This window comes from Streptomyces triculaminicus (assembly GCF_017349075.1).
Classification (GTDB): domain Bacteria; phylum Actinomycetota; class Actinomycetes; order Streptomycetales; family Streptomycetaceae; genus Streptomyces; species Streptomyces triculaminicus.
Window position 1 is genome coordinate 605,379 of record NZ_JAFMOF010000004.1, and the last position, 18,287, is coordinate 623,665.

Sequence of the window (18,287 nt, forward strand, 5' to 3'; positions counted from 1 at the left end):
CGCGGCCCCGTCCCGGCAGCCCCGGCGCCACCGTCCCGACAGACTCGGAGCACGCCATGCGCATCCTCGGTATCAACGCCCTCTTCCACGATCCGGCCGCCGCGCTGGTCGTCGACGGGCGGATCGTCGCGGCCGCCGAAGAGGAACGGTTCTCCCGGCGCAAGCACGGCAAGCGCCCCGTCCCGTTCGCCGCATGGGAACTGCCCGGACTGTCCGCCCACTGGTGCCTGGAGCACGCGGGACTGCGCCCCGGCGACCTGGACGCCGTCGCGTACTCCTACGACCCCGCGCTGGCCCGGGCCCCGGAGTCGATGGGCCTGCACGACCCCTGGGACGCCATCCGCCAGACCTACGCCCGCGAGGCGCCCGGATTCCTCGCCGAGGCCCTGCCGGGCCTGGACCCCGAGCGGGTCCGGTTCGTCCCGCACCATGTCGCCCACGCGGCGTCGGCGGGCCTGGCCACCCCCTATCCCGACAGCGCGGTGCTGGTGCTCGACGGGCGCGGCGAGTGCGCCTCCCACCTGGCGGGGCGCTACGCCGGCGGCACCCTGGACGTCCTGGCCGCCCAGCAGCTGCCGCACTCCCTGGGCCTGGTCTACGAGGAACTGACCGAGCACCTGGGCTTCCTGCGCAGCAGCGACGAGTACAAGGTGATGGCCCTCGCCGCCTACGGCAAGCCGCGCTTCCTGCCGGTGCTGCGGGAGCACCTGTACGCCACCGGCGACGGCGGCTTCCGGGCGCACGCGGTGCCGTGGGCCGCGCTGACCGAGCCGCGCGTGCCGGGGCAGGAGTGGACGCAGGACCACGCGGACCTCGCGGCGAGCACGCAGGCGTGCCTGGAGGAACTGCTGCTGGACCTCACGCGGTGGCTGTTCAGCCGCACCCGCGCCGAGTCGCTGGCCATGGCCGGCGGGGTGGCCCTCAACTGCGTGGCCAACTCGCGGATCGCCGCCCAGAGCCCCTTCCACAGGGTCTGGGTGCAGCCGGCCGCCGGTGACGCGGGCACCGCCCTGGGCGGGGCCCTGCACCTGGCGGCGGAGGGCGGCGAGGCGGCGGAGCCGATGACGGGCGCCGACCTGGGCCGGGGCTGGTCGGACGAGGAGCTGCGCGGCTGGCTGGAGCGGGCGCGCGTGCCCTACGAGCGGCCGCCGGACATCGCCGAGACGGTGGCCGAGGAGCTGGCGCGCGACGGCATCGTCGCCTGGTTCCAGGGGCGCGGCGAGTACGGGCCCAGGGCGCTGGGCCACCGGTCGCTGATGGCCCACCCCGGCCGCGCGGAGAACCTGGAGCGGCTCAACCACGTCAAGGGGCGCGAGGAGTTCCGGCCGGTGGCCCCGATGGTGCTCGCCGACCGGGCGGCGGAGATCTTCGAGGGGCCGCTGCCGAGCCCGTACATGCTGTTCGTGCACGGCGTGGTGCGGCCGTGGCGGGACCGGATACCGGCCGTGGTGCACGTGGACGGCACGGCCCGGATCCAGACCGTGGATCCCGGGCGGGAGCCTCTCCTGGCCCGGACGCTGGCCGCCTTCGAGCGGCGTACGGGCCTGCCGGTCGTCGTCAACACCAGCTTGAACACGGCGGGCCGGCCGATGGTCGACGACCCCCGCGACGCCCTGGAGTGCTTCGGCTCGGCACCGGTGGACCTGCTGGCGATCGGCCCGTACGCGGTGCGGCGCGGCCGGGCGTACGCGGGCGGGAAGGAGCCGGCATGAGCACCGGCGGCTCCCCGGCGTACGCGGTCGTCGTGCCCACGATCGGCCGTGCGTGCCTCGCCGACTGCCTGGCCTCGCTGGCCGCGTCGGCCGGCCCCGCCCCGTGCGAGGTGGTCGTCGTCGACGACCGGCGCGGGCCCGCCGCCGGGCACGCGCCGCTGCCGCTGGAGGCGCTCGGCCGGCTGCGCGGGCGGGCCACGGTGCTCAGCAGTGGCGGGCGGGGGCCGGCCGCCGCGCGCAACACCGGCTGGCGGGCGGTGGACGCGCCCTGGGTCGTCTTCCTCGACGACGACGTGCGCGTCGGTCCGGTGTGGCGCGCCGAACTGACGGGCGAACTGACCTGCGCCGCCGCGGACGTGGGCGGCGTACAGGGGATCATCGAGGTGCCGTTGCCGGCCGGGCGGCGGCCCACCGACTGGGAGCGCAGTACGGCGGGCCTGGCCGTGGCCCGCTGGGCTACCGCCGACATGGCCTACCGGCGGGCGGTGCTGGCGGCCGTCGGCGGGTTCGACGAGCGTTTCCCGCGGGCCTTCCGCGAGGACGCCGACCTCGCGCTGCGGGTGCTGGCCGCGGGCTGGCGGCTGGAGCCCGGCATCCGCGTGATCCGGCACCCGGTGCGGCCGGCGGACCGCTGGGTGTCGCTGCGCACCCAGGCGGGCAACGCCGACGACGCCCTGATGTTGCGGCTGCACGGCCGCCGGTGGTGGGGGCGGGCGGGCGCCCCGCGCGGCCGGCTGCGCGCCCACGCCGCGGTCACCGCGGCCGGGGCGGTGGCGGCGGGCCTCGTGCTCGCCGGGCACCGCCGCGCGGGCGCGGCGGCGGCCCTGGGGTGGGCGCTGGGCACGGCCGAGTTCGCCTGGGCCCGGATCGCGCCCGGGCCGCGCACGCCCCACGAGGTCGCCACCATGCTGCTGACCAGCGCCGCCATTCCCCCGCTGGCCGTCTGGCACCGGCTGCGCGGGACGTGGCGCCACCGGGACGCCGGGCCGCTGCCCGGCGCGCCGGGGCCGGCCGTCGTGCTGCCGGCCCCCGCGCCGCCCTCGCCGAGGGAAGGACCGGTCTCATGAACGGTGACCGGCCGCCCGCCGCCGTGCTGTTCGACCGGGACGGCACGCTGGTCGAGGACGTCCCCTACAACGGCGACCCCGGCCGGGTGACGCCGATGCCCGGCGCCCGCTCCGCGCTCGCGCTGCTGCGCCGGCACCGGATACCCGTCGGTGTGATCACCAACCAGTCGGGGGTGGCCCGGGGGCTGCTGACCATGGATCAGGTGCGGCGGGTGAACGCGCGCGTGGACCGGCTGCTGGGACCGTTCGACGCCTGGGCGGTGTGCCCGCACGGGCCGGACGACGGCTGCGGCTGCCGCAAGCCCGCGCCGGGCCTGATCGTGGCCGCCGCCCGCGAGCTGGGGGCCGACCCCGGCGACTGCGCCGTCGTCGGCGACATCGGCGGCGACATGGAGGCGGCCGAGGCCGCCGGCGCGACGGGCGTGCTGGTGCCCACGGCGCTCACCCTCCCCGAGGAGGTGCGGCGGGCCGGGCGGCGCGCCCCGGACCTGCTGAGCGCGGTCCGGGGGCTGCTCGGGGACGCGGTGCCCACGGCCGGCGGGAGCCGGCCGTGAGGGCACTCGTGGCACGCCTGGACAGCTTCGGCGACGTGCTGCTCGCCGGGCCGGCGGTGCGCGCCGTGGCCGCGCGCGCGGACCGCACGACGATGCTGTGCGGTCCGCGCGGCGCCCCGGCGGCCCGGATGCTGCCGGGGGTCGACGAGGTGATCGTGTGGGACGCCCCGTGGGCGGGATTCGACCCGCCGCCCGCCGACCGGGCCGGCGTCGACGACGTCGTGCGCCGCGTCGCGCGCCGGGCGCCGGACGTGGCGCTGGTGCTCACCTCGTTCCACCAGAGCCCGCTGCCCACGGCGCTGGTGCTGCGGATGGCCGGGGTGCCGCGGCTGGCGGCGGACTGCGCGGACCACCCGGGCTCGCTGCTGGACGTACGACACCGCCGGGCGCCGCGTCGGCACGAGGTGTGCGCGGCCCTCGACCTCGCCGAGGCGGCGGGCTTCCGGCTGCCGGAGGGCGACGACGGACGCCTCGCCGTGCTGGAACCCCCCGCGCCCGACGGGCTCGTGGGCGAGCCGGGGTACGTGGTCGTGCACCCGGGCGCCGCCGTGCCCGCCCGGCGGTGGGGGCGCGAACGGTGCGCCGCCGCGGTGCGGTCGCTGGTGCGGGCGGGCTACCGGGTGGTGGTCACCGGCGGCCCCGGCGAGCGGGAGCTGACGGCGGCGGTGGCCGGCGGCGGCGCCCTCGACCTGGGCGGGCTGACCGGCCCGGCCGAGTTGGCCCGGGTGCTGCGCGACGCGGCGGCCGTGGTCGTCGGCAACACCGGGCCCGCACACCTGGCGGCGGCCGTGGGCACCCCGGTGGTGTCGCTGTTCGCTCCCGTGGTGCCGGCCGAGCGGTGGGCCCCCTACGGCGTGCCGCACGTGGTGCTGGGCGACGAGCGGGCGCCGTGCGCGGGCAGCCGCGCCCGGGTGTGCCCCGTGCCGGGTCACCCGTGCCTCAGCGGCGTCCTCCCCGAGGACGTGCTGGCCGCCGTGGAGAAGCTCACCGGGCGCGTCCCGGGCCTCGACCCCGCTCCGGAGGCGACGTAGATGAGGATCCTGTTGTGGCATGTGCACGGTTCGTGGACGACGGCGTTCGTCCAGGGCCGTCACACCTATGTGGTGCCGGTGACCGAGGACCGGGGGCCCGACGGGCTCGGCAGGGCGCGCACCTTCGACTGGCCGGACTCCGTGGTCGAACTGCCGCCGGAGCGGCTGCGCGACGCCGGCGCGGACCTGCTGGTGCTCCAGCGGCCGCACGAGTTCGCGCTGGCGCGCCGGTGGCTCGGCCTGCGGCCGGGCGTCGACGTGCCCGCCGTCTACCTCGAGCACAACGCGCCCGGCGGCCCCGTCCCGCACACCCGGCACCCCGCCGCCGGACGGCCCGGCCTGACCGTCGTGCACGTCACCCACTTCAACCGGCTGATGTGGGACTGCGGTTCCACGCCCACCACGGTGATCGAGCACGGCATCGTCGACCCGGGGCCGCTGTGGACCGGCCGCCTGGCGCGGGCCGCCGTCGTCGTCAACGAGCCGCTGCGGCGCGGCCGCACGACCGGCACCGACCTGCTGCCGTACTTCAGCGAGGCCGCGCCCCTGGACGTCTTCGGCATGGGCACCGACGGCCTGGCCGGCCGCCTGGGCGTCGCGGCGGAGCGGTGCCGGGACCACGAGCTGGTGCAGAGCGCCCTGCACCGGGAGATGGCCGAACGCCGCGTCTACCTGCACCCGGTGCGCTGGACGTCGCTGGGGCTGTCCCTGCTGGAGGCCATGCACCTGGGCATGCCCGTGGTGGCCCTGGCCACCACCGAGGTGTGCGGGGCCGTGCCGGCGCGCGCCGGGGTGGTCTCCAACCGGATCGAGCTGCTGCACGACGCCGTCCGCGCGTTCGTCGCCGACCCCGCCCGGGCCCGCGAGACGGGCCGGGCGGCACGGGCGGCGGCACTGGCCCGGTACGGGCTGCCGCGGTTCCTGGACGACTGGGACCGGCTGATCAAGGAGGTGACCCGATGAGGATCGCCATGGTGTCCGAGCACGCGAGTCCGCTCGCCGCGCTCGGCGGCCCCGACGCGGGAGGCCAGAACGTCTACGTCGCCCGCCTGGCGGGGCTGCTGGCCGGGCGCGGCCACGAGGTGACGGTCTACACCCGCAGGGACGGCGCGACGCTGCCCGACCGGGTGCCGCTGCCCTCGGGGGCCGTCGTCGAGCACGTACGGGCCGGCCCCGAGCGGGCGCTGCCCAAGGACGAGCTCCTCGGTCACATGCCGGCCTTCGGCGACCACCTCGCCCGCGCCTGGGCCCGCACCCGCCCGGACGTCGTGCACGCCCACTTCTGGATGTCCGGCATGGCCTCGCTGCCGGGTGCCGGGGACCTCGCGGTGCCCGTCGTACAGACCTTCCACGCGCTGGGCACCGTCAAGCGGCGGCACCAGGGCGCGGCGGACACCAGCCCGCCCGAACGCCTGGACGTCGAGCGGCGCCTCGGCGCCTCCTGCGCCAGGGTCCTGGCCACCTGTTCGGACGAGGTGCGCGAGCTGGAGCGGATGGGCGTCGGGCCGGAGCGCTGTTCGGTGGTGCCCTGCGGGGTGGACACCACGCACTTCACGGCCCGCGGCCGGATCGCCCTCGTCCCGGGGCGGCGGTCCCCGCACCGGCTGCTGTGCATCGGCCGGCTCGTCCCCCGCAAGGGCGTGGACCTGGCGCTGCGGGCGCTGACCCGGCTGCCGGACGCCGAGCTGCTGGTGGCCGGCGGGCCGCCCAGGGACGGTCTCGGCCGCGACCGCGAGGCCATGCGGCTGCTGTCGCTGGCCCGCCGACTGCGGGTGGCCGAGCGGCTGGTCCTGTTGGGCTGCGTGCCGCACGAGGAGATGCCGGCGCTGATCCGCAGCGCGGACGTGGTGCTGTGCACGCCGGTCTACGAACCCTTCGGCATCGTGCCGCTGGAGGCGATGGCCTGCGGTGTGCCGGTCGTGGCCACGGACGTCGGCGGCCACCGCGACACGGTGGCGCACGGCGAGACGGGCCTGCTGATCCCGCCGGGCGAGCCGGACCGCCTCGCGGGCGCGGTGCGCGACCTGCTCGCCGCCCCCGGGCGGCTGGAGTCCTTCGGCCGGGCCGGCCGCGCGCGCGTGGTCGCCCGCTTCACCTGGGACCGGGTGGCGGACGGCGTGGAGCGCGTCTACGACCGGGTCGCCGCCCCCGTACCGTCAGGAGCCCCGCGATGACCGTCACCGGAACGACCGACGCCACCGCCGCCGCCGCCGACGGCGACGGCGACGGCGACCACTGCGGCCGGCTGCTGACGGCACTGCGACGGTTCCGCGAGGACAACGCCGACACCGCCCGGCGGTGGGGCACGCGCCTGGCGGCCGGCCTCGGCGCCGGCGGGCGGCTGCTGGCCGCCGGCAACGGCGGCAGCGCGGCGCAGGCCCAGCACCTGACCGCCGAACTGGTGGGCCGCTACCGCGAGGACAGGGCGCCGTTCTCCGCCCTCGCCCTGCACACCGACACCTCCAGCTGCACCGCCATCGTCAACGACTACGGCCCGGACGAGCTGTTCGCCCGCCAGGTGCGCGCGCACGCCCGCCCCGGCGACGTGCTCATCCTCCTGTCGACGAGCGGCGCCAGCACCAACCTCCTGCGGGCCGCCGAGGCCGGGCACGCCGCGGCCGCCGAGGTGTGGGCCCTCACCGGACCCGCCCCCAACCCGCTCGCCGAGGCGGGCGACGAGTCGCTGTGCGTGGCCGCCGGCCGCGCCGCCACCGTGCAGGAGCTGCACCTGGTGGCCGTGCACCTGATGTGCGACGCCTTCGACGCGGCCCTGGCCGCCGCCCCCGGAGGGACGACGCCATGAGCACCGGCACTCCCCTGCTGGTCGTCGGCGACGCCCTGCTCGACCGGGACCTGGTCGGAACCGCCGAGCGGCTGGCCCCCGACGCGCCCGTGCCCGTACTGGACGACTGCCGGGAGCAGCTGCGCCCGGGCGGCGCGGCGCTGGCGGCGTACCTCGCCGCGCGGTCGGGACGGCCGGTGACCCTCGTCGCCGCGCTGGGCACCGACCCCGCGAGCCTGCAGGTGCGGGCGCTGCTGGAGCCCTCGGTGACGCTGGTGCCGCTGCCGCTGGACGGCCCGCTCGCGGAGAAGACGCGGGTGCTGGCCGGGGGCCGGCCGGTGGTCCGCCTGGACCGGGGGCCGGGCGGGCCGCCGGGGCCACCGGACACGCCCGGCGCCTGATCGCCGAGGCGCCGGCCGTGCTGGTGGCCGACTACGCGCGGGGCACCGCCGAGGTGCTGCGCCAGGCGCTGGCCGCCCGCGCCCCCGGCACGGCGCTGGTGTGGGATCCCCATCCGCGCGGCGGCCCTCCGGTTCCGGGCGCGCGCCTGGTGACGCCCACGAGCGAGGAGGCCTTCCTGTTCGCCGGGGCCGGCGGACAGGAGGGCGAGGCGCTCGGCGCGGTCGCCCACACGGCGGAGGAGCTCGTGCGGCGGTGGCGGGCGGTGTGCGTGGCGGTGACGCTGGGCGCGCGCGGCGCGCTGCTCTCCCAGGGCGAGCGCCCCATGCTCGTCCCCACGGCGGCCCGGCACGGCGGCGACCCGTGCGGCGCGGGCGACTGCTTCAGCGGCACGGCGGCGGGACTGCTGGGGACGGGGCGCTGCCGGTGGAGGCCGTGCAGGGGGCGGTGGCGGCGGCCACCCGGTACGTCGCCGAGGGCGGCGCCCGGGCCGTGGCCCGCGGCCCCTACCCGGGCCGGGAGCGCCGCGGGACCATGGAGGGGGACGCCCTGCAGCTCGCGCGGCACGTCCGGGCGGCGGGCGGGACCGTGGTCGCGGCCGGCGGCTGCTTCGACCTGCTGCACGCCGGGCACGTCGGCCTGCTCCAGCAGGCCAGGGGCATCGGCGACTGCCTGATCGTCTGCCTGAACTCCGACGCCTCCGTCAGCCGTCGCAAGGGCCCCGGGCGGCCGCTGACCCCGCTGGCCGACCGGATCCGGGTGCTGCGGGCCCTGCAGTGCGTCGACGCGGTGGCGGTGTTCGACGAGGACACGCCCCAGCGGCTGCTACCGTGCCTGCGGCCGCACATCTGGGTCAAGGGCGGCGACTACGCGATGGAACAGCTGCCGGAGGCGGCACAGCTCGCGGAGTGGGGCGGCCAGGCCGTCCTGCTGCCGTATCTCGACGGCCGGTCCAGCACCCTGCTGGCCACCCGGGCGGCGGACAGCCTCGCCGTCGCCCGCCGCACCACCGCCCCCGGCGGTGCGGCCGTTTCCCGCACGAGGCGGAGATGACCGCGCCCGGCGGCGGGGCAGCGCCCCGTCCACCGGCCCGGCAGGAAGGTCAGGTGGCACCATGACCGCACCCAATCCCGACCCGGACCCGGACCGCACCGCCGGTCTCGAGCCGGGCGGAGGCGTCCCGCCGGGCGAGACGCCTCCCGGTGAGAGCAGCATGTCCGGCGCCGGCCCCCGCCAGGCGGACTACAACCAGCGGGGCTGGGCCACGGCTCCGGTCCTGGTGATCGGCCTGTGCGTGCTGGTCTTCGCCGTGACCGTCTTCATCTGGGCCGCGATCGTCTGAGTGCCGTGGGCCGCGCTCGTCCGCGTCCCGGCCCACGGACTCACGCGGCGGTCCGGAAGGCCGCCCCGGGGGCCGGCAGCACGGCGCTCGCGCGGCCGGCGGGCCTACGCCGCCGCACGAGCGCGCCGGCTCCGATGACGACCGCGATGACGGCGCCGCCGAGGATCAGCGCGCCGCGCTCGCCCGCGCCCTGCACCAGCAGCCCCAGCAGGGGCGGCCCGGCCAGGCCCCAGCCGGTGCTCACGCTGCGCCAGACGCCGAGGACGCGGCCGCGCATGTGGGCGGGCGGGTCGGTCTGCAGCACGGTGGTGGTCGCGGTGTCGCACACCGACTCCACGATCGCCATCGGCACGACCATGACCAGCAGCAGCGACAGCACCGGGCTGGAGCCCGCCGCGATCTGCAGCACGCCTCCGGCGGCGGCCAGCAGGGCGACCAGGCGGACCGTCGGCCTCTGCATCCGGCCGGCCAGCACGGCGCCCACGATGCCGCCGACCGCGAGGAGGGCGGAGACCAGCCCGTAGGCGCCGGCGCCGCCGTGCAGCGGGCCGGTGACCAGGGTGGCGAGGGTGAGCTGGTAGTTGCGGCCCAGGACGGCGCTCAGCGCGGCGATCAGGGCGAGCGCGACCAGGCCGCGGCGGCTGAGGAAGAAGGACAGGCCCCCGCGCTCCCGGCCGGCCGCGCCGCGCGGGCGGGCGGCGGCCGCCGCGGCCTCCGCGCGGGCGTGCGGCTGCAGGCGCAGGAAGGGGATGACCGCGGTCACGAACAGGAACGACACTCCGTTGACCGCGTACGCGCCGGCGGTGCCGATGGTCGCGATGCCCACCGCCGCGAGGGCGGTGCCGGCGAGCCGGCCGATGCTGTGCACGACCGAGCCCAGGGCGATCGCCGAGGGCACGTCCTTCTCCGGCACCAGGTCGTTGCCGAGCAGGGCCGTGGCCGGGCCGTCGACGGTGGCGATCAGGCCGGTGATCCCGGCGAGGACCATGAGCAGCGGCACGTTGAGCATGCCGAAGGCGACCAGCAACGCGGTGGCGAAGGCCACCAGGGCCAGCAGCGCCTGGCTGACGGCGGCGGTGAGCTTGCGGGGCAGGCGGTCGACCACCGCGCCGCCCAGGAGGCCGAAGAGCAGGCCGGGCGCGGCCTGGACCGACAGCGACAGGCCCGTCGTGGCGGCGGAGCCGGTGAGCTGCAGGACGAGCAGGTTCTGCACGGTGAGCTGCATCCACGTGCCGAGGTTCGACACGAGGTTGGCTGCGGACCACCAGCGCATGCTGCGGCTGCGCAGGCAGCGCCAGGGGGACCGGTCGCCGGCCGCGTCCGCGGCCGCCCCGCGGCGGGCGAGCAGGCCCGCACCGGCCGCACGACGGGCGCGGCGGTGGCGGGCGCTGTGGGGGAGGACGGGGGCGTGGCCGGAGCCGGGGACGAAAGGCGCAAGGGTCCGTTTCCGTGGTCGGGGCGCGTGCCCGGCACCTACGGCGCCCATGGGCGCGCCGCCCGCCAGGGCGGAGGCACGACGGCTGTGGGCGTCGAAAGCCCCGCCGGGTGGAACACCCTCGGGCGGGGGCCGGGGACGCCGCCGGTCCGCGCTTCGCCGCGCCGGTCGCGATGACGTCCCCGCCATCGTCACAAGCGCTTCCCGGCGCTGAGAAGTTCGTACGCTGTGCGGTCGGTCACCATGCGGTGAAATGCGGGTTCGCTCCATGTGGGCTGTCTCACACACCGCCTCGCCCGGCCCGCCGACGGGTGAACCGGGGGCCGGGGCGGTGGGCCATTGGTACAGTGCGAGGCCGCCGATACCGACCACGAGAGAGCCGGTGCCCATGGCCGTGGACGCGCTGGACGCCAGGATCCTGCGGCTGCTGCTGGAGCAGCCGCGGACGAGCGTGCGCGAGTACGCCCGCCTGCTGGGCATCGCGCGGGGCACGCTCCAGGCGCGGCTCGACCGGCTGGAGCGCGACGGCGTGATCACGGGGACGGGCCCCCGGCTGTCCCCCGGGGCCCTCGGTCACCCCGTGCTGGCGTTCGTCCACATCGAGGTCACCCAGGGCCATCTGGACACGGTGGCGGACGGCCTGGGCGGCGTGCCCGAGATCATCGAGGCCTTCTCGATAACGGGCGGCGGGGACCTGATGGCCCGCGTCGTCGCGCGGGACGCGGCCCATCTGGAGGATGTGATCCAGCGGCTGGTCCAGCTGCCCGGGGTGGTGCGCACCCGTACGGAGATGGTGCTGCGCGAGCGGGTGCCGTACCGGATGGTGCCGCTGGTGGACGCGGTGGGCCGGGCGGCGGGCCGGCGGCCCGTCTGACGGGGCGTCCGAAAAGTACGGTCCGGACGACGTCGGTCGTGGCGAGGACGACGGACCCGGCTTCTCGTCAGGGATGAACTGGTGCGATTATCTGCTCGCTCATCCCAACCAGCGAGAAAAAGGTCCTTACATGGAGCGAAGTGGGAGAAGAACCGCGCGCCGCTGGGGCGTCGCCGCGGTCGCCTCGACAGCGGCCGTGGCCGTCGCACTGCCGGCGGCGACGGCCGAGGCCGCCGGCGGCCCGTCGGGCATAGCCGCCAAGGGCGCCTTCCTGCTCGACAGCGGCCCCAACCGCACCCTGTGGGGCAAGGACGCCGACACCAAGCGGCAGATGGCCAGCACGACCAAGATCATGACCGCGGTCACGGTCCTGGGCGTCAAGAACGTCGATCTCAACAAGAAGATCACCGTCAAGCAGTCCTACCGCGACTACGTGGCCCGCACCGGCGCGAGCACGGCGGACCTGCGCACGGGCGACCAGCTGACCGTCCGCCAGATGCTCTACGCCCTGATGCTCCCCTCCGGGTGCGACGCCGCCTACGCGCTCGCCGACACCTTCGGCAGCGGCGGCACGGAGGCCGCCCGGACGAAGTCGTTCATCGACAAGATGAACAAGAAGGCCGCCGAGCTCGGCATGAAGAACACGCGCTACGACTCGTTCGACGGCATATCGCGTGCGGGGAACAACTACACCACCCCGCGCGACACCGCCCAGCTGGCCCGCAAGGCCCTGGCCAGCAAGACGCTGAGCACGGTGGTGCGCACGACCACCACCAAGCAGAAGGCCGCGAACGTCAACCGCACCTACTACTGGGACAACACCAACAAGCTGCTCGGCTCCTACCAGGGCGCGATAGGCATCAAGACCGGGACCGGCACGGCCGCCGGCCCGTGCCTGGTCTTCGCCGCCCAGCGCGGCAAGCGCACGGTGGTGGGCGTCATCCTCAACGACCCCACGAACCGCTACCCGGACGCCGTGAAGATGCTGGACTGGTCCTTCAAGTCCAAGTCGAAGGTGACGCTGCGCCAGCTGCCGCCGTCGGCCCAGAAGGACTGACCAACCGGCACGCCCCAGGGCTGTGACCCGAGCGCTCCGGCCCGATCGCGGCCGGAGCGCTCGCTGTTGCCGGAGCGCTCGCTGTCCTCGTGATGGTCCCGGTCAGCCCAGGAAGGTCAGCCGGACCTGGCGCTCGGGGTTGTCGCGGTTGGTGTCGACCAGGCACACCGACTGCCAGGTGCCCAGCTCCAGCCGTCCGCCGATGACCGGCAGCGTCGCGTGCGGCGGCACGAGGGCGGGCAGCACGTGGTCGCGGCCGTGGCCGCGGCTGCCGTGGCGGTGACGCCAGCGGTCGTCGGCCGGCAGCAGGTCGCGCAGGGCCGCGAGCAGGTCGTCGTCGCTGCCGGAGCCCGTCTCCAGGACCGCGACGCCGGCCGTTGCATGGGGCACGAAAATATTCAGCAGGCCGTCGCGGCCCGCGGCGGCCTCGCGCAGGAAGGCCTCGCAGTCGCGCGTGAGGTCGTACACCGTCTCGGCGGAGCCTGTGGTGACGTCGAGGACGTGGGTGCGGAAGGTGTCGGTCATGGCTCCATCCTCGTACGCGCCCGGCGCCCCGCGCACCCGCCCCCGGGGCGGGAAGTGATCCACGGCCCCCGGCGTTGGCAGAGGCATGAACGACTCAGGGACGCCGGAGACCGAGGTCGAGGTCGTCGTCGCGGGCGCCGGACAGGCGGGCCTGGCCGGCGCGTACCACCTGCGGCGCGCGGGCTACGCACCGGACCGGGACTTCGTCGTGCTGGACGGCTCACCGCGGCCGGGCGGGGCCTGGCAGTTCCGCTGGCCGACGCTGACCTACGGCAAGGTGCACGGCATGCACGCGCTGCCGGGCATGGAGCTGACCGGCGCGGACGACCGGCGCCCCTCCTCCGAGGTGATCGGCGACTATTTCACGGCGTACGAGCGCGCCTTCGACCTGCGCGTCCGGCGGCCCGTGCGGATCCGGGCGGTGCGCGAGGGCGACGGCGGCAGGCTGCGCGTGGAGACGTCCCAGGGCGTGTGGTCGGCCCGGGCGCTGCTCAACGCGACCGGGACCTGGGACCGCCCGTTCTGGCCCCGCTACCCCGGCCAGGAGTCCTTCCGCGGCCGCCGGCTGCACACCGCCGGCTATCCGGGGCCCGCGCCCTTCGCCGGGCGGCGCGTGGTGGTGGTCGGGGGCGGCACCTCGGCCGTGCAGCACCTGCTGGAGGTCGCCGAGGTCGCGGCCGCGACGACCTGGGTGACGCGGCGGCCTCCCGTCTTCCACGAGGGCCCCTTCGACGAGGCCCGCGGCCGTGAGGTGGTCGCGCGGGTCGAGGAGCGGGTGCGGCGGGGGCTGCCGCCGCGGAGCGTGGTGTCGGTGACCGGCCTGCCCATGACCGAGGCGATGCGGCGCGCCCGCGCCGCCGGGATCCTCGACCGGCTGCCGATGTTCGACCGTCTCACCCCCACCGGAGTGGCGTGGGACGACGGCCGGGCCGTCGAGGCGGACGTCGTCCTGTGGGCCACCGGCTTCCGCGCCGCCCTCGGCCATCTCGCGCCGCTCGGGCTGCGGGAGCCCGGCGGCGGCATCCGTGTGGAGGGCACGCGCGCGGTCCGCGACCCGAGGATCCACCTGGTGGGCTACGGGCCGTCGGCGAGCACCATCGGCGCCAACCGGGCCGGCCGGAGCGCCGTGCGGGAGATCCGCGCCCTGCTCGCCGACGCGCCGGCGCGACCTTCCCAACCGGCCCTCGCTGCGGCAGTATGAGGCGCCGGACGATCAACCGGCGCCCCGTCGGCGGGTCGTCCGCAACGATCCGCAGGTCCGTCCGCAGATCCGTGGTCCGGTCGATCCGCCGGTGACCGGCCGGGCGGCCGACGGCCGCCGGGAGGTGCCGAGGTGTCATGCGCGTAGGGCTGTTCGTCACCTGCGTCAACGACACGCTCCACCCGGGCACGGGCCGCGCGGTCGTCACCCTCCTCGAACGGCTCGGCGTACGGGTCGGCTTCCCCGCCGAGCAGAGCTGCTGCGGCCAGCCGCTGTTCAACACCGGCTACCGCCGCCGCACCGAGCCGCTGCTGCTGCGGCACGCCGCCGCCTTCCGCGACTACGACCACATCGTGACCCCCTCGGCCTCCTGCGCCGCCATGGTCCGCGAGCACTACCCCCGCATCGCCGCGCGGGCCGCCGCCGAGGGGCGCGGCGGGCGGGACGGCGCGGCGCTGGCCGAGGCGGCCGCGAGCGTGGTGCCCAGGACGTACGAACTCACCGAGTTCCTTCTCGACGTGCTGGGCGTGACCGACGTCGGCGCGTACTTCCCGCACACCGTCACCTACCACCCCACCTGCCACGGACTGCGCGCGCTGCGGCTGGGGGACCGGCCGCGCCGGCTGCTGGAGCACGTGAGAGGGCTCGAACTGCGCGAGCTCGCCGGCGCCGAGGAGTGCTGCGGCTTCGGCGGCACCTTCGCCGTCAAGAACGCCGCGGTATCGGCCGCGATGGGAGCCGACAAGGCCCGCGCCATCGGGGACACGGGAGCCCGCGCCGTGTGCGCGGTCGACAACTCCTGTCTCCTGCACATCGGCGGCACCCTCGCCCGCGCCGGCTCGCGCGTACGGCCGCTGCACATCGCCCAGATCCTGGCGAGCACCGACGGGAGCGTTCCATGAGCCGTACGTACGTCGGCATGCCCGCGTTCCCGCGCGCCGCCGCGCGGGCGACCGAGGACGCCACGCTGCGCTCCAACCTGCGGCGCGCCACCCACACCATCCGCGCCCGGCGCGCCCAGGCCGTCGCCGAGCTCGCGGACTGGGAGGAGCTGCGCGCCGCCGCGGCCGCGATCAAGGACCGGACGCTGCGTCATCTCGACCACTATCTGACGCTGCTGGAGGAGAACGTCACCCGGGCGGGCGGCACGGTCCACTGGGCCGCCGACGCCGACGAGGCCAACCGCATCGTCACCGAACTCGTCCGGGCCACCGGAGAGCGCGAGGTCGTCAAGGTCAAGTCCATGACCACCCAGGAGACCGGCCTGAACGACGCCCTCGAGCGGGCCGGCATCCGGGCGTACGAGACCGACCTGGCCGAGCTCATCGTGCAGCTCGCCGACGACCTGCCGTCCCACATCCTGGTCCCGGCCATCCACCGCGGGCGCGGCGAGATCCGCGACATCTTCCGCGACCGCATGGCGGACTGGGGCCGCCCCGCCCCCGAGGGACTCACCGACCGGCCGGCCGACCTGGCGGAGGCGGCCCGCCTGCACCTGCGCGAGAAGTTCCTCACCGCGAAGGTCGCCGTCTCGGGCGCCAACTTCCTCGTCGCCGAGACCGGCACGGCGGTGGTCGTCGAGTCCGAGGGCAACGGCCGGATGTGCCTCACGCTGCCCGAGACCCTGATCTCGGTCGTCGGCATCGAGAAGGTCGTCCCCGCCTGGCGGGACCTGGAGGTCTTCCTCCAGCTGCTGCCCCGCTCCTCCACCGCCGAGCGCATGAACCCCTACACGTCCATGTGGACGGGCACCTCCGACGCCGACGGACCGCGCGCCTTCCACCTGGTCCTGCTCGACAACGGCCGCACCGACGCCCTCGCCGACCGGGTCGGCCGCCAGGCCCTGCGGTGCATCCGCTGTTCCGCCTGCCTGAACGTCTGCCCCGTCTACGAGCGCGCCGGCGGCCACGCGTACGGCTCGCCCTACCCGGGCCCGATCGGCGCGATCCTCACCCCCCAGCTGCGCGGCCCGGCCTCCGCCCTGGAGGAGTCGCTGCCGTTCGCCTCCACCCTGTGCGGCGCCTGCTACGAGGTGTGCCCGGTGGCCATCGACATCCCGGAGGTCCTGCTGCACCTGCGCGAGCGGGTCGCGGAGGGCGGCGAGGTGACGGTCCGTGGAGTGCGCACCCGCGTCCGGCCGGCGAAGCGGCACGCGGTGGAACGGACGGCGATGCGGGCGGCCGGGTGGACCTTCGACCACCCGGGGGCCCTGCGCCGGGCGCAGCGCCTTGCGGGGCGCGCCCGCCGGCTGCGGCCCCGGCGGCTGCCCGGCCCGCTGGGTGCCTGGACGGACAGCCGGGAACTGCCCGAGCTGCCGGCCGAATCGTTTCGGGACTGGTGGTCGCGGACCCGGGGGGATGCCCCATGAGCGGCGGTACGAGCAGGGAGCGCGTCCTGGGGCGCGTACGGCGTGCGCTGGCCGACGTCCCTCGCCACGAGCGCCCGCGCGACCACCCCGTACCGCGCGACTACCGGCTCACGCACGGCACCCGCACCCCGGCCGACGCCGCCGCGCTCCTCGCCGCGAACCTCACCGACTACCGGGCCGTCGTGCACCGCACGGACGAGGGAGGGCTGCCGGCGCTGGTCGCCGGGCTGCTCGGCCGGCGCGGCGCGCGCCGCGTGGTCGTACCGCCCGGGCTGCCGGACGCCTGGCTGGCCCCCGAGCTGCTGGCGGCCGCCGGAGTGGAGCAGGTGGCCGACTCCCCCGCCCTGACGACGCGTGCCCTGGACGGCGTGGACAGTGTCGTCACCGGCTGCGCGCTGGCCATCGCCGAGACCGGCACGATCGTGCTGGACGCGGGCCCGGGGCAGGGGCGCCGCGCGCTGACGCTCGTGCCCGACCACCACGTGTGCGTGGTGCGCGTCGCCGATCAGGTGGTGGACTCGGTGCCGCGGGCCCTGGCCCGGCTGGCCCCGGACCGGCCCCTGACCTGGATCTCCGGCCCGTCGGCCACCAGCGACATCGAACTGGACCGCGTCGAGGGCGTGCACGGGCCGCGCACCCTGGAGGTGGTCCTCCTCGACGGGACCGGACCCCGGTGAGCTCCTCCCCTGGCGAGGCCGCCTCGGGCCCGCCCCTGCGCGGCGTCACGGTCGTCGCGCTCGAACAGGCCGTCGCGGCGCCCTTCGCCACCCGGCAGCTCGCCGATCTCGGGGCCCGGGTCATCAAGATCGAACGGCCGGGGGGCGGCGACTTCGCCCGGCACTACGACCGCCGGGCCAAGGGCCTGTCGGCCTACTTCGTGTGGATCAACCGTGGCAAGGAGAGCGTGGTCCTGGACCTCAAGGACGACGCCGACCGCTCGCTGCTCGACCGGCTCCTCGCCCGCGCGGACGTGTTCGTGCAGAACCTCGGCCCCGGCGCGGCCGCCCGCCTGGGCCTCGCCCCCGCCGCCCTGCGCGCCACGCACCCGCGCCTGATCACCTGCGACGTCACCGGCTACGGCGCGGACGGCCCGTACCGCGACAAGAAGGCCTACGACCTGCTGGTGCAGTGCGAGGCCGGTCTGGTCTCCCTCACCGGCGACCCCGGCGCCCCGGCCCGGCCCGGCATCTCCGTCGCCGACATCGCCGGCGGAATGTACGTCTACACGGGCATACTGACCGCTCTGTACGAGCGCGAGCGCACCGGCAAGGGCTCGCGGCTGTCGGTCTCCCTCTTCGACGCCCTGGCCGAGTGGATGGGCCACCCGTACTTCGCCGAGGCCTACGGCGGCCCGCCCCTCGCCCGCAGCGGCGCCCGCCACCCGTCCATCTCGCCCTACGGACCCTACGGTTGCGGCGACGGCGCCCGGGTGTTCCTGAGCGTGCAGAACGACCGCGAGTGGGTGGCCCTGTGCGAACGGGTGCTGCGCCGGCCCGGGCTCTCCCGCGACCCCCGCTTCGCCGACAACGCCGCCCGCCACGCACATGACGCGGAGCTGACGGACGTCATCGAGGAGTGCTTCGCCGCGCACACGGCGGACGGCGTCGTCGCCCTGCTGGACGGCGCCGGCATCGCCAACGCCCGGCTGCGGACCGTCGCCGAGTTCGCCGACCACCCCCAGCTGACGGCCCGCGACCGCTGGCGCGAGTTCCCCTCGCCGGCGGGCATGCTGCGCGGCCTGCTGCCTCCGGTGGAGGTGGCGGGCCGGGAGGCGGTGATGGGTGCGGTGCCGGGGCTGGGGGAGCACACGGCGGCGATACGGGCGGAGTTCGGGGCGTAGCCCCAGGGTGACCCCGGCAGGGGTAGGCACGGCGTGCGTAGGCGGCGCACGGGGCTGGGTGACTCCCCCGCCGCGCGGCAGGCTCTTTCCCGACAGCGAG

General features: G+C 76.4%; 17 protein-coding genes and 1 pseudogene. 16 read left to right on the top strand and 2 right to left on the bottom strand.

Annotated elements, in window-relative coordinates; all coding sequences use genetic code 11:
* The first annotated feature begins 56 nt into the window (after window positions 1-56).
* The 9 genes and pseudogenes from J1792_RS26320 to J1792_RS26360 all read left to right on the top strand — a co-directional run bounded on the left by J1792_RS26320 (window position 57) and on the right by J1792_RS26360 (window position 8,887).
* Entirely contained in the window at window positions 57-1,712 is a 1,656-nt protein-coding gene (locus tag J1792_RS26320) for a carbamoyltransferase family protein (RefSeq protein WP_086570549.1), read from the top strand.
* Window positions 1,709-2,779 (top strand): glycosyltransferase family 2 protein, encoded by a 1,071-nt coding sequence (locus J1792_RS26325; protein ID WP_179198921.1) that lies wholly within the window; start codon window positions 1,709-1,711, stop codon window positions 2,777-2,779. Before J1792_RS26320 ends, J1792_RS26325 begins: the two co-directional genes overlap by 4 nt.
* Window positions 2,776-3,333, top strand: a complete 558-nt coding sequence (locus tag J1792_RS26330; RefSeq protein ID WP_179198922.1) for a D-glycero-alpha-D-manno-heptose-1,7-bisphosphate 7-phosphatase — start codon at window positions 2,776-2,778, stop codon at window positions 3,331-3,333. Before J1792_RS26325 ends, J1792_RS26330 begins: the two co-directional genes overlap by 4 nt.
* Complete coding sequence (locus tag J1792_RS26335; protein WP_086570551.1) at window positions 3,330-4,364, top strand: glycosyltransferase family 9 protein; 1,035 nt, start codon at window positions 3,330-3,332, stop codon at window positions 4,362-4,364. Before J1792_RS26330 ends, J1792_RS26335 begins: the two co-directional genes overlap by 4 nt.
* A complete protein-coding gene (locus J1792_RS26340) occupies window positions 4,365-5,327 on the top strand; it encodes a glycosyltransferase (RefSeq protein ID WP_207248339.1) in 963 nt (320 codons plus the stop codon).
* Window positions 5,324-6,538: a glycosyltransferase gene (locus J1792_RS26345; RefSeq protein WP_207248340.1), complete on the top strand. Its 1,215-nt coding sequence runs from the start codon at window positions 5,324-5,326 to the stop codon at window positions 6,536-6,538. The genes J1792_RS26340 and J1792_RS26345 overlap by 4 nt, the downstream gene beginning before the upstream one ends.
* Window positions 6,535-7,167: a D-sedoheptulose-7-phosphate isomerase gene (locus J1792_RS26350; RefSeq protein ID WP_207248341.1), complete on the top strand. Its 633-nt coding sequence runs from the start codon at window positions 6,535-6,537 to the stop codon at window positions 7,165-7,167. Before J1792_RS26345 ends, J1792_RS26350 begins: the two co-directional genes overlap by 4 nt.
* A pseudogene (locus tag J1792_RS26355) lies at window positions 7,164-8,598 on the top strand (PfkB family carbohydrate kinase). The gene J1792_RS26350 and the pseudogene J1792_RS26355 overlap by 4 nt, the downstream one beginning before the upstream one ends.
* A 61-nt stretch (window positions 8,599-8,659) precedes the next feature.
* The gene (locus tag J1792_RS26360; RefSeq protein ID WP_086570562.1) at window positions 8,660-8,887 is read left to right on the top strand and encodes a DUF6480 family protein; all 228 of its coding nucleotides are present in this window, start codon (window positions 8,660-8,662) and stop codon (window positions 8,885-8,887) included.
* 40 nt (window positions 8,888-8,927) lie between these two features.
* Here the strand turns inward: J1792_RS26360 and J1792_RS26365 are convergent, their stop codons facing one another.
* Complete coding sequence (locus J1792_RS26365) at window positions 8,928-10,160, bottom strand: MFS transporter (protein WP_372446192.1); 1,233 nt, start codon at window positions 10,158-10,160, stop codon at window positions 8,928-8,930.
* Between the two features lie 550 nt (window positions 10,161-10,710).
* Between J1792_RS26365 and J1792_RS26370 the strand changes: the two genes are divergently transcribed.
* Together J1792_RS26370 and J1792_RS26375 are read left to right on the top strand one after the other, a co-directional pair.
* Window positions 10,711-11,196: an Lrp/AsnC family transcriptional regulator gene (locus J1792_RS26370; RefSeq protein WP_086566237.1), complete on the top strand. Its 486-nt coding sequence runs from the start codon at window positions 10,711-10,713 to the stop codon at window positions 11,194-11,196.
* A gap of 130 nt (window positions 11,197-11,326) precedes the next feature.
* Complete coding sequence (locus tag J1792_RS26375; protein ID WP_086566238.1) at window positions 11,327-12,253, top strand: D-alanyl-D-alanine carboxypeptidase family protein; 927 nt, start codon at window positions 11,327-11,329, stop codon at window positions 12,251-12,253.
* Between the two features lie 102 nt (window positions 12,254-12,355).
* Here the strand turns inward: J1792_RS26375 and J1792_RS26380 are convergent, their stop codons facing one another.
* On the bottom strand, window positions 12,356-12,778 hold the full coding sequence (locus J1792_RS26380) for a YjbQ family protein (RefSeq protein ID WP_086566239.1): 423 nt from the start codon (window positions 12,776-12,778) through the stop codon (window positions 12,356-12,358).
* An 85-nt stretch (window positions 12,779-12,863) separates the two neighbouring features.
* On the opposite strand from J1792_RS26380, the gene J1792_RS26385 reads away from it, so the two are divergent.
* The 5 genes from J1792_RS26385 (at window position 12,864) to J1792_RS26405 (ending at window position 18,187) form a co-directional block, all read left to right on the top strand.
* Complete coding sequence (locus J1792_RS26385; protein ID WP_086566240.1) at window positions 12,864-13,979, top strand: NAD(P)-binding domain-containing protein; 1,116 nt, start codon at window positions 12,864-12,866, stop codon at window positions 13,977-13,979.
* Between the two features lie 137 nt (window positions 13,980-14,116).
* Window positions 14,117-14,881, top strand: a complete 765-nt coding sequence (locus J1792_RS26390) for a (Fe-S)-binding protein (RefSeq protein WP_086566241.1) — start codon at window positions 14,117-14,119, stop codon at window positions 14,879-14,881.
* Window positions 14,878-16,347, top strand: coding sequence for a lactate utilization protein B (locus J1792_RS26395; RefSeq protein ID WP_086566242.1), 1,470 nt, complete (start codon window positions 14,878-14,880; stop codon window positions 16,345-16,347). Before J1792_RS26390 ends, J1792_RS26395 begins: the two co-directional genes overlap by 4 nt.
* A complete protein-coding gene (locus J1792_RS26400) occupies window positions 16,344-17,024 on the top strand; it encodes a LutC/YkgG family protein (RefSeq protein WP_207248343.1) in 681 nt (226 codons plus the stop codon). The genes J1792_RS26395 and J1792_RS26400 overlap by 4 nt, the downstream gene beginning before the upstream one ends.
* On the top strand, window positions 17,021-18,187 hold the full coding sequence (locus J1792_RS26405) for a CaiB/BaiF CoA transferase family protein (protein WP_207248344.1): 1,167 nt from the start codon (window positions 17,021-17,023) through the stop codon (window positions 18,185-18,187). Before J1792_RS26400 ends, J1792_RS26405 begins: the two co-directional genes overlap by 4 nt.
* The last annotated feature ends 100 nt before the right edge of the window (window positions 18,188-18,287 follow it).

Bases quoted from the DNA above. Each gene is read 5' to 3' on its own strand.
- J1792_RS26320 (WP_086570549.1), top strand. From the start codon at position 57: ATGCGCATCCTCGGTATCAACGCCCTCTTCCACGATCCGGCCGCCGCG.
- J1792_RS26325 (WP_179198921.1), top strand. From the start codon at position 1,709: ATGAGCACCGGCGGCTCCCCGGCGTACGCGGTCGTCGTGCCCACGATC.
- J1792_RS26330 (WP_179198922.1), top strand. From the start codon at position 2,776: ATGAACGGTGACCGGCCGCCCGCCGCCGTGCTGTTCGACCGGGACGGC.
- J1792_RS26340 (WP_207248339.1), top strand. From the start codon at position 4,365: ATGAGGATCCTGTTGTGGCATGTGCACGGTTCGTGGACGACGGCGTTC.
- J1792_RS26345 (WP_207248340.1), top strand. From the start codon at position 5,324: ATGAGGATCGCCATGGTGTCCGAGCACGCGAGTCCGCTCGCCGCGCTC.
- J1792_RS26350 (WP_207248341.1), top strand. From the start codon at position 6,535: ATGACCGTCACCGGAACGACCGACGCCACCGCCGCCGCCGCCGACGGC.
- J1792_RS26360 (WP_086570562.1), top strand. From the start codon at position 8,660: ATGACCGCACCCAATCCCGACCCGGACCCGGACCGCACCGCCGGTCTC.
- J1792_RS26365 (WP_372446192.1), bottom strand. From the start codon at position 10,160: ATGCGCTGGTGGTCCGCAGCCAACCTCGTGTCGAACCTCGGCACGTGG.
- J1792_RS26370 (WP_086566237.1), top strand. From the start codon at position 10,711: ATGGCCGTGGACGCGCTGGACGCCAGGATCCTGCGGCTGCTGCTGGAG.
- J1792_RS26375 (WP_086566238.1), top strand. From the start codon at position 11,327: ATGGAGCGAAGTGGGAGAAGAACCGCGCGCCGCTGGGGCGTCGCCGCG.
- J1792_RS26380 (WP_086566239.1), bottom strand. From the start codon at position 12,778: ATGACCGACACCTTCCGCACCCACGTCCTCGACGTCACCACAGGCTCC.
- J1792_RS26385 (WP_086566240.1), top strand. From the start codon at position 12,864: ATGAACGACTCAGGGACGCCGGAGACCGAGGTCGAGGTCGTCGTCGCG.
- J1792_RS26390 (WP_086566241.1), top strand. From the start codon at position 14,117: ATGCGCGTAGGGCTGTTCGTCACCTGCGTCAACGACACGCTCCACCCG.
- J1792_RS26395 (WP_086566242.1), top strand. From the start codon at position 14,878: ATGAGCCGTACGTACGTCGGCATGCCCGCGTTCCCGCGCGCCGCCGCG.
- J1792_RS26400 (WP_207248343.1), top strand. From the start codon at position 16,344: ATGAGCGGCGGTACGAGCAGGGAGCGCGTCCTGGGGCGCGTACGGCGT.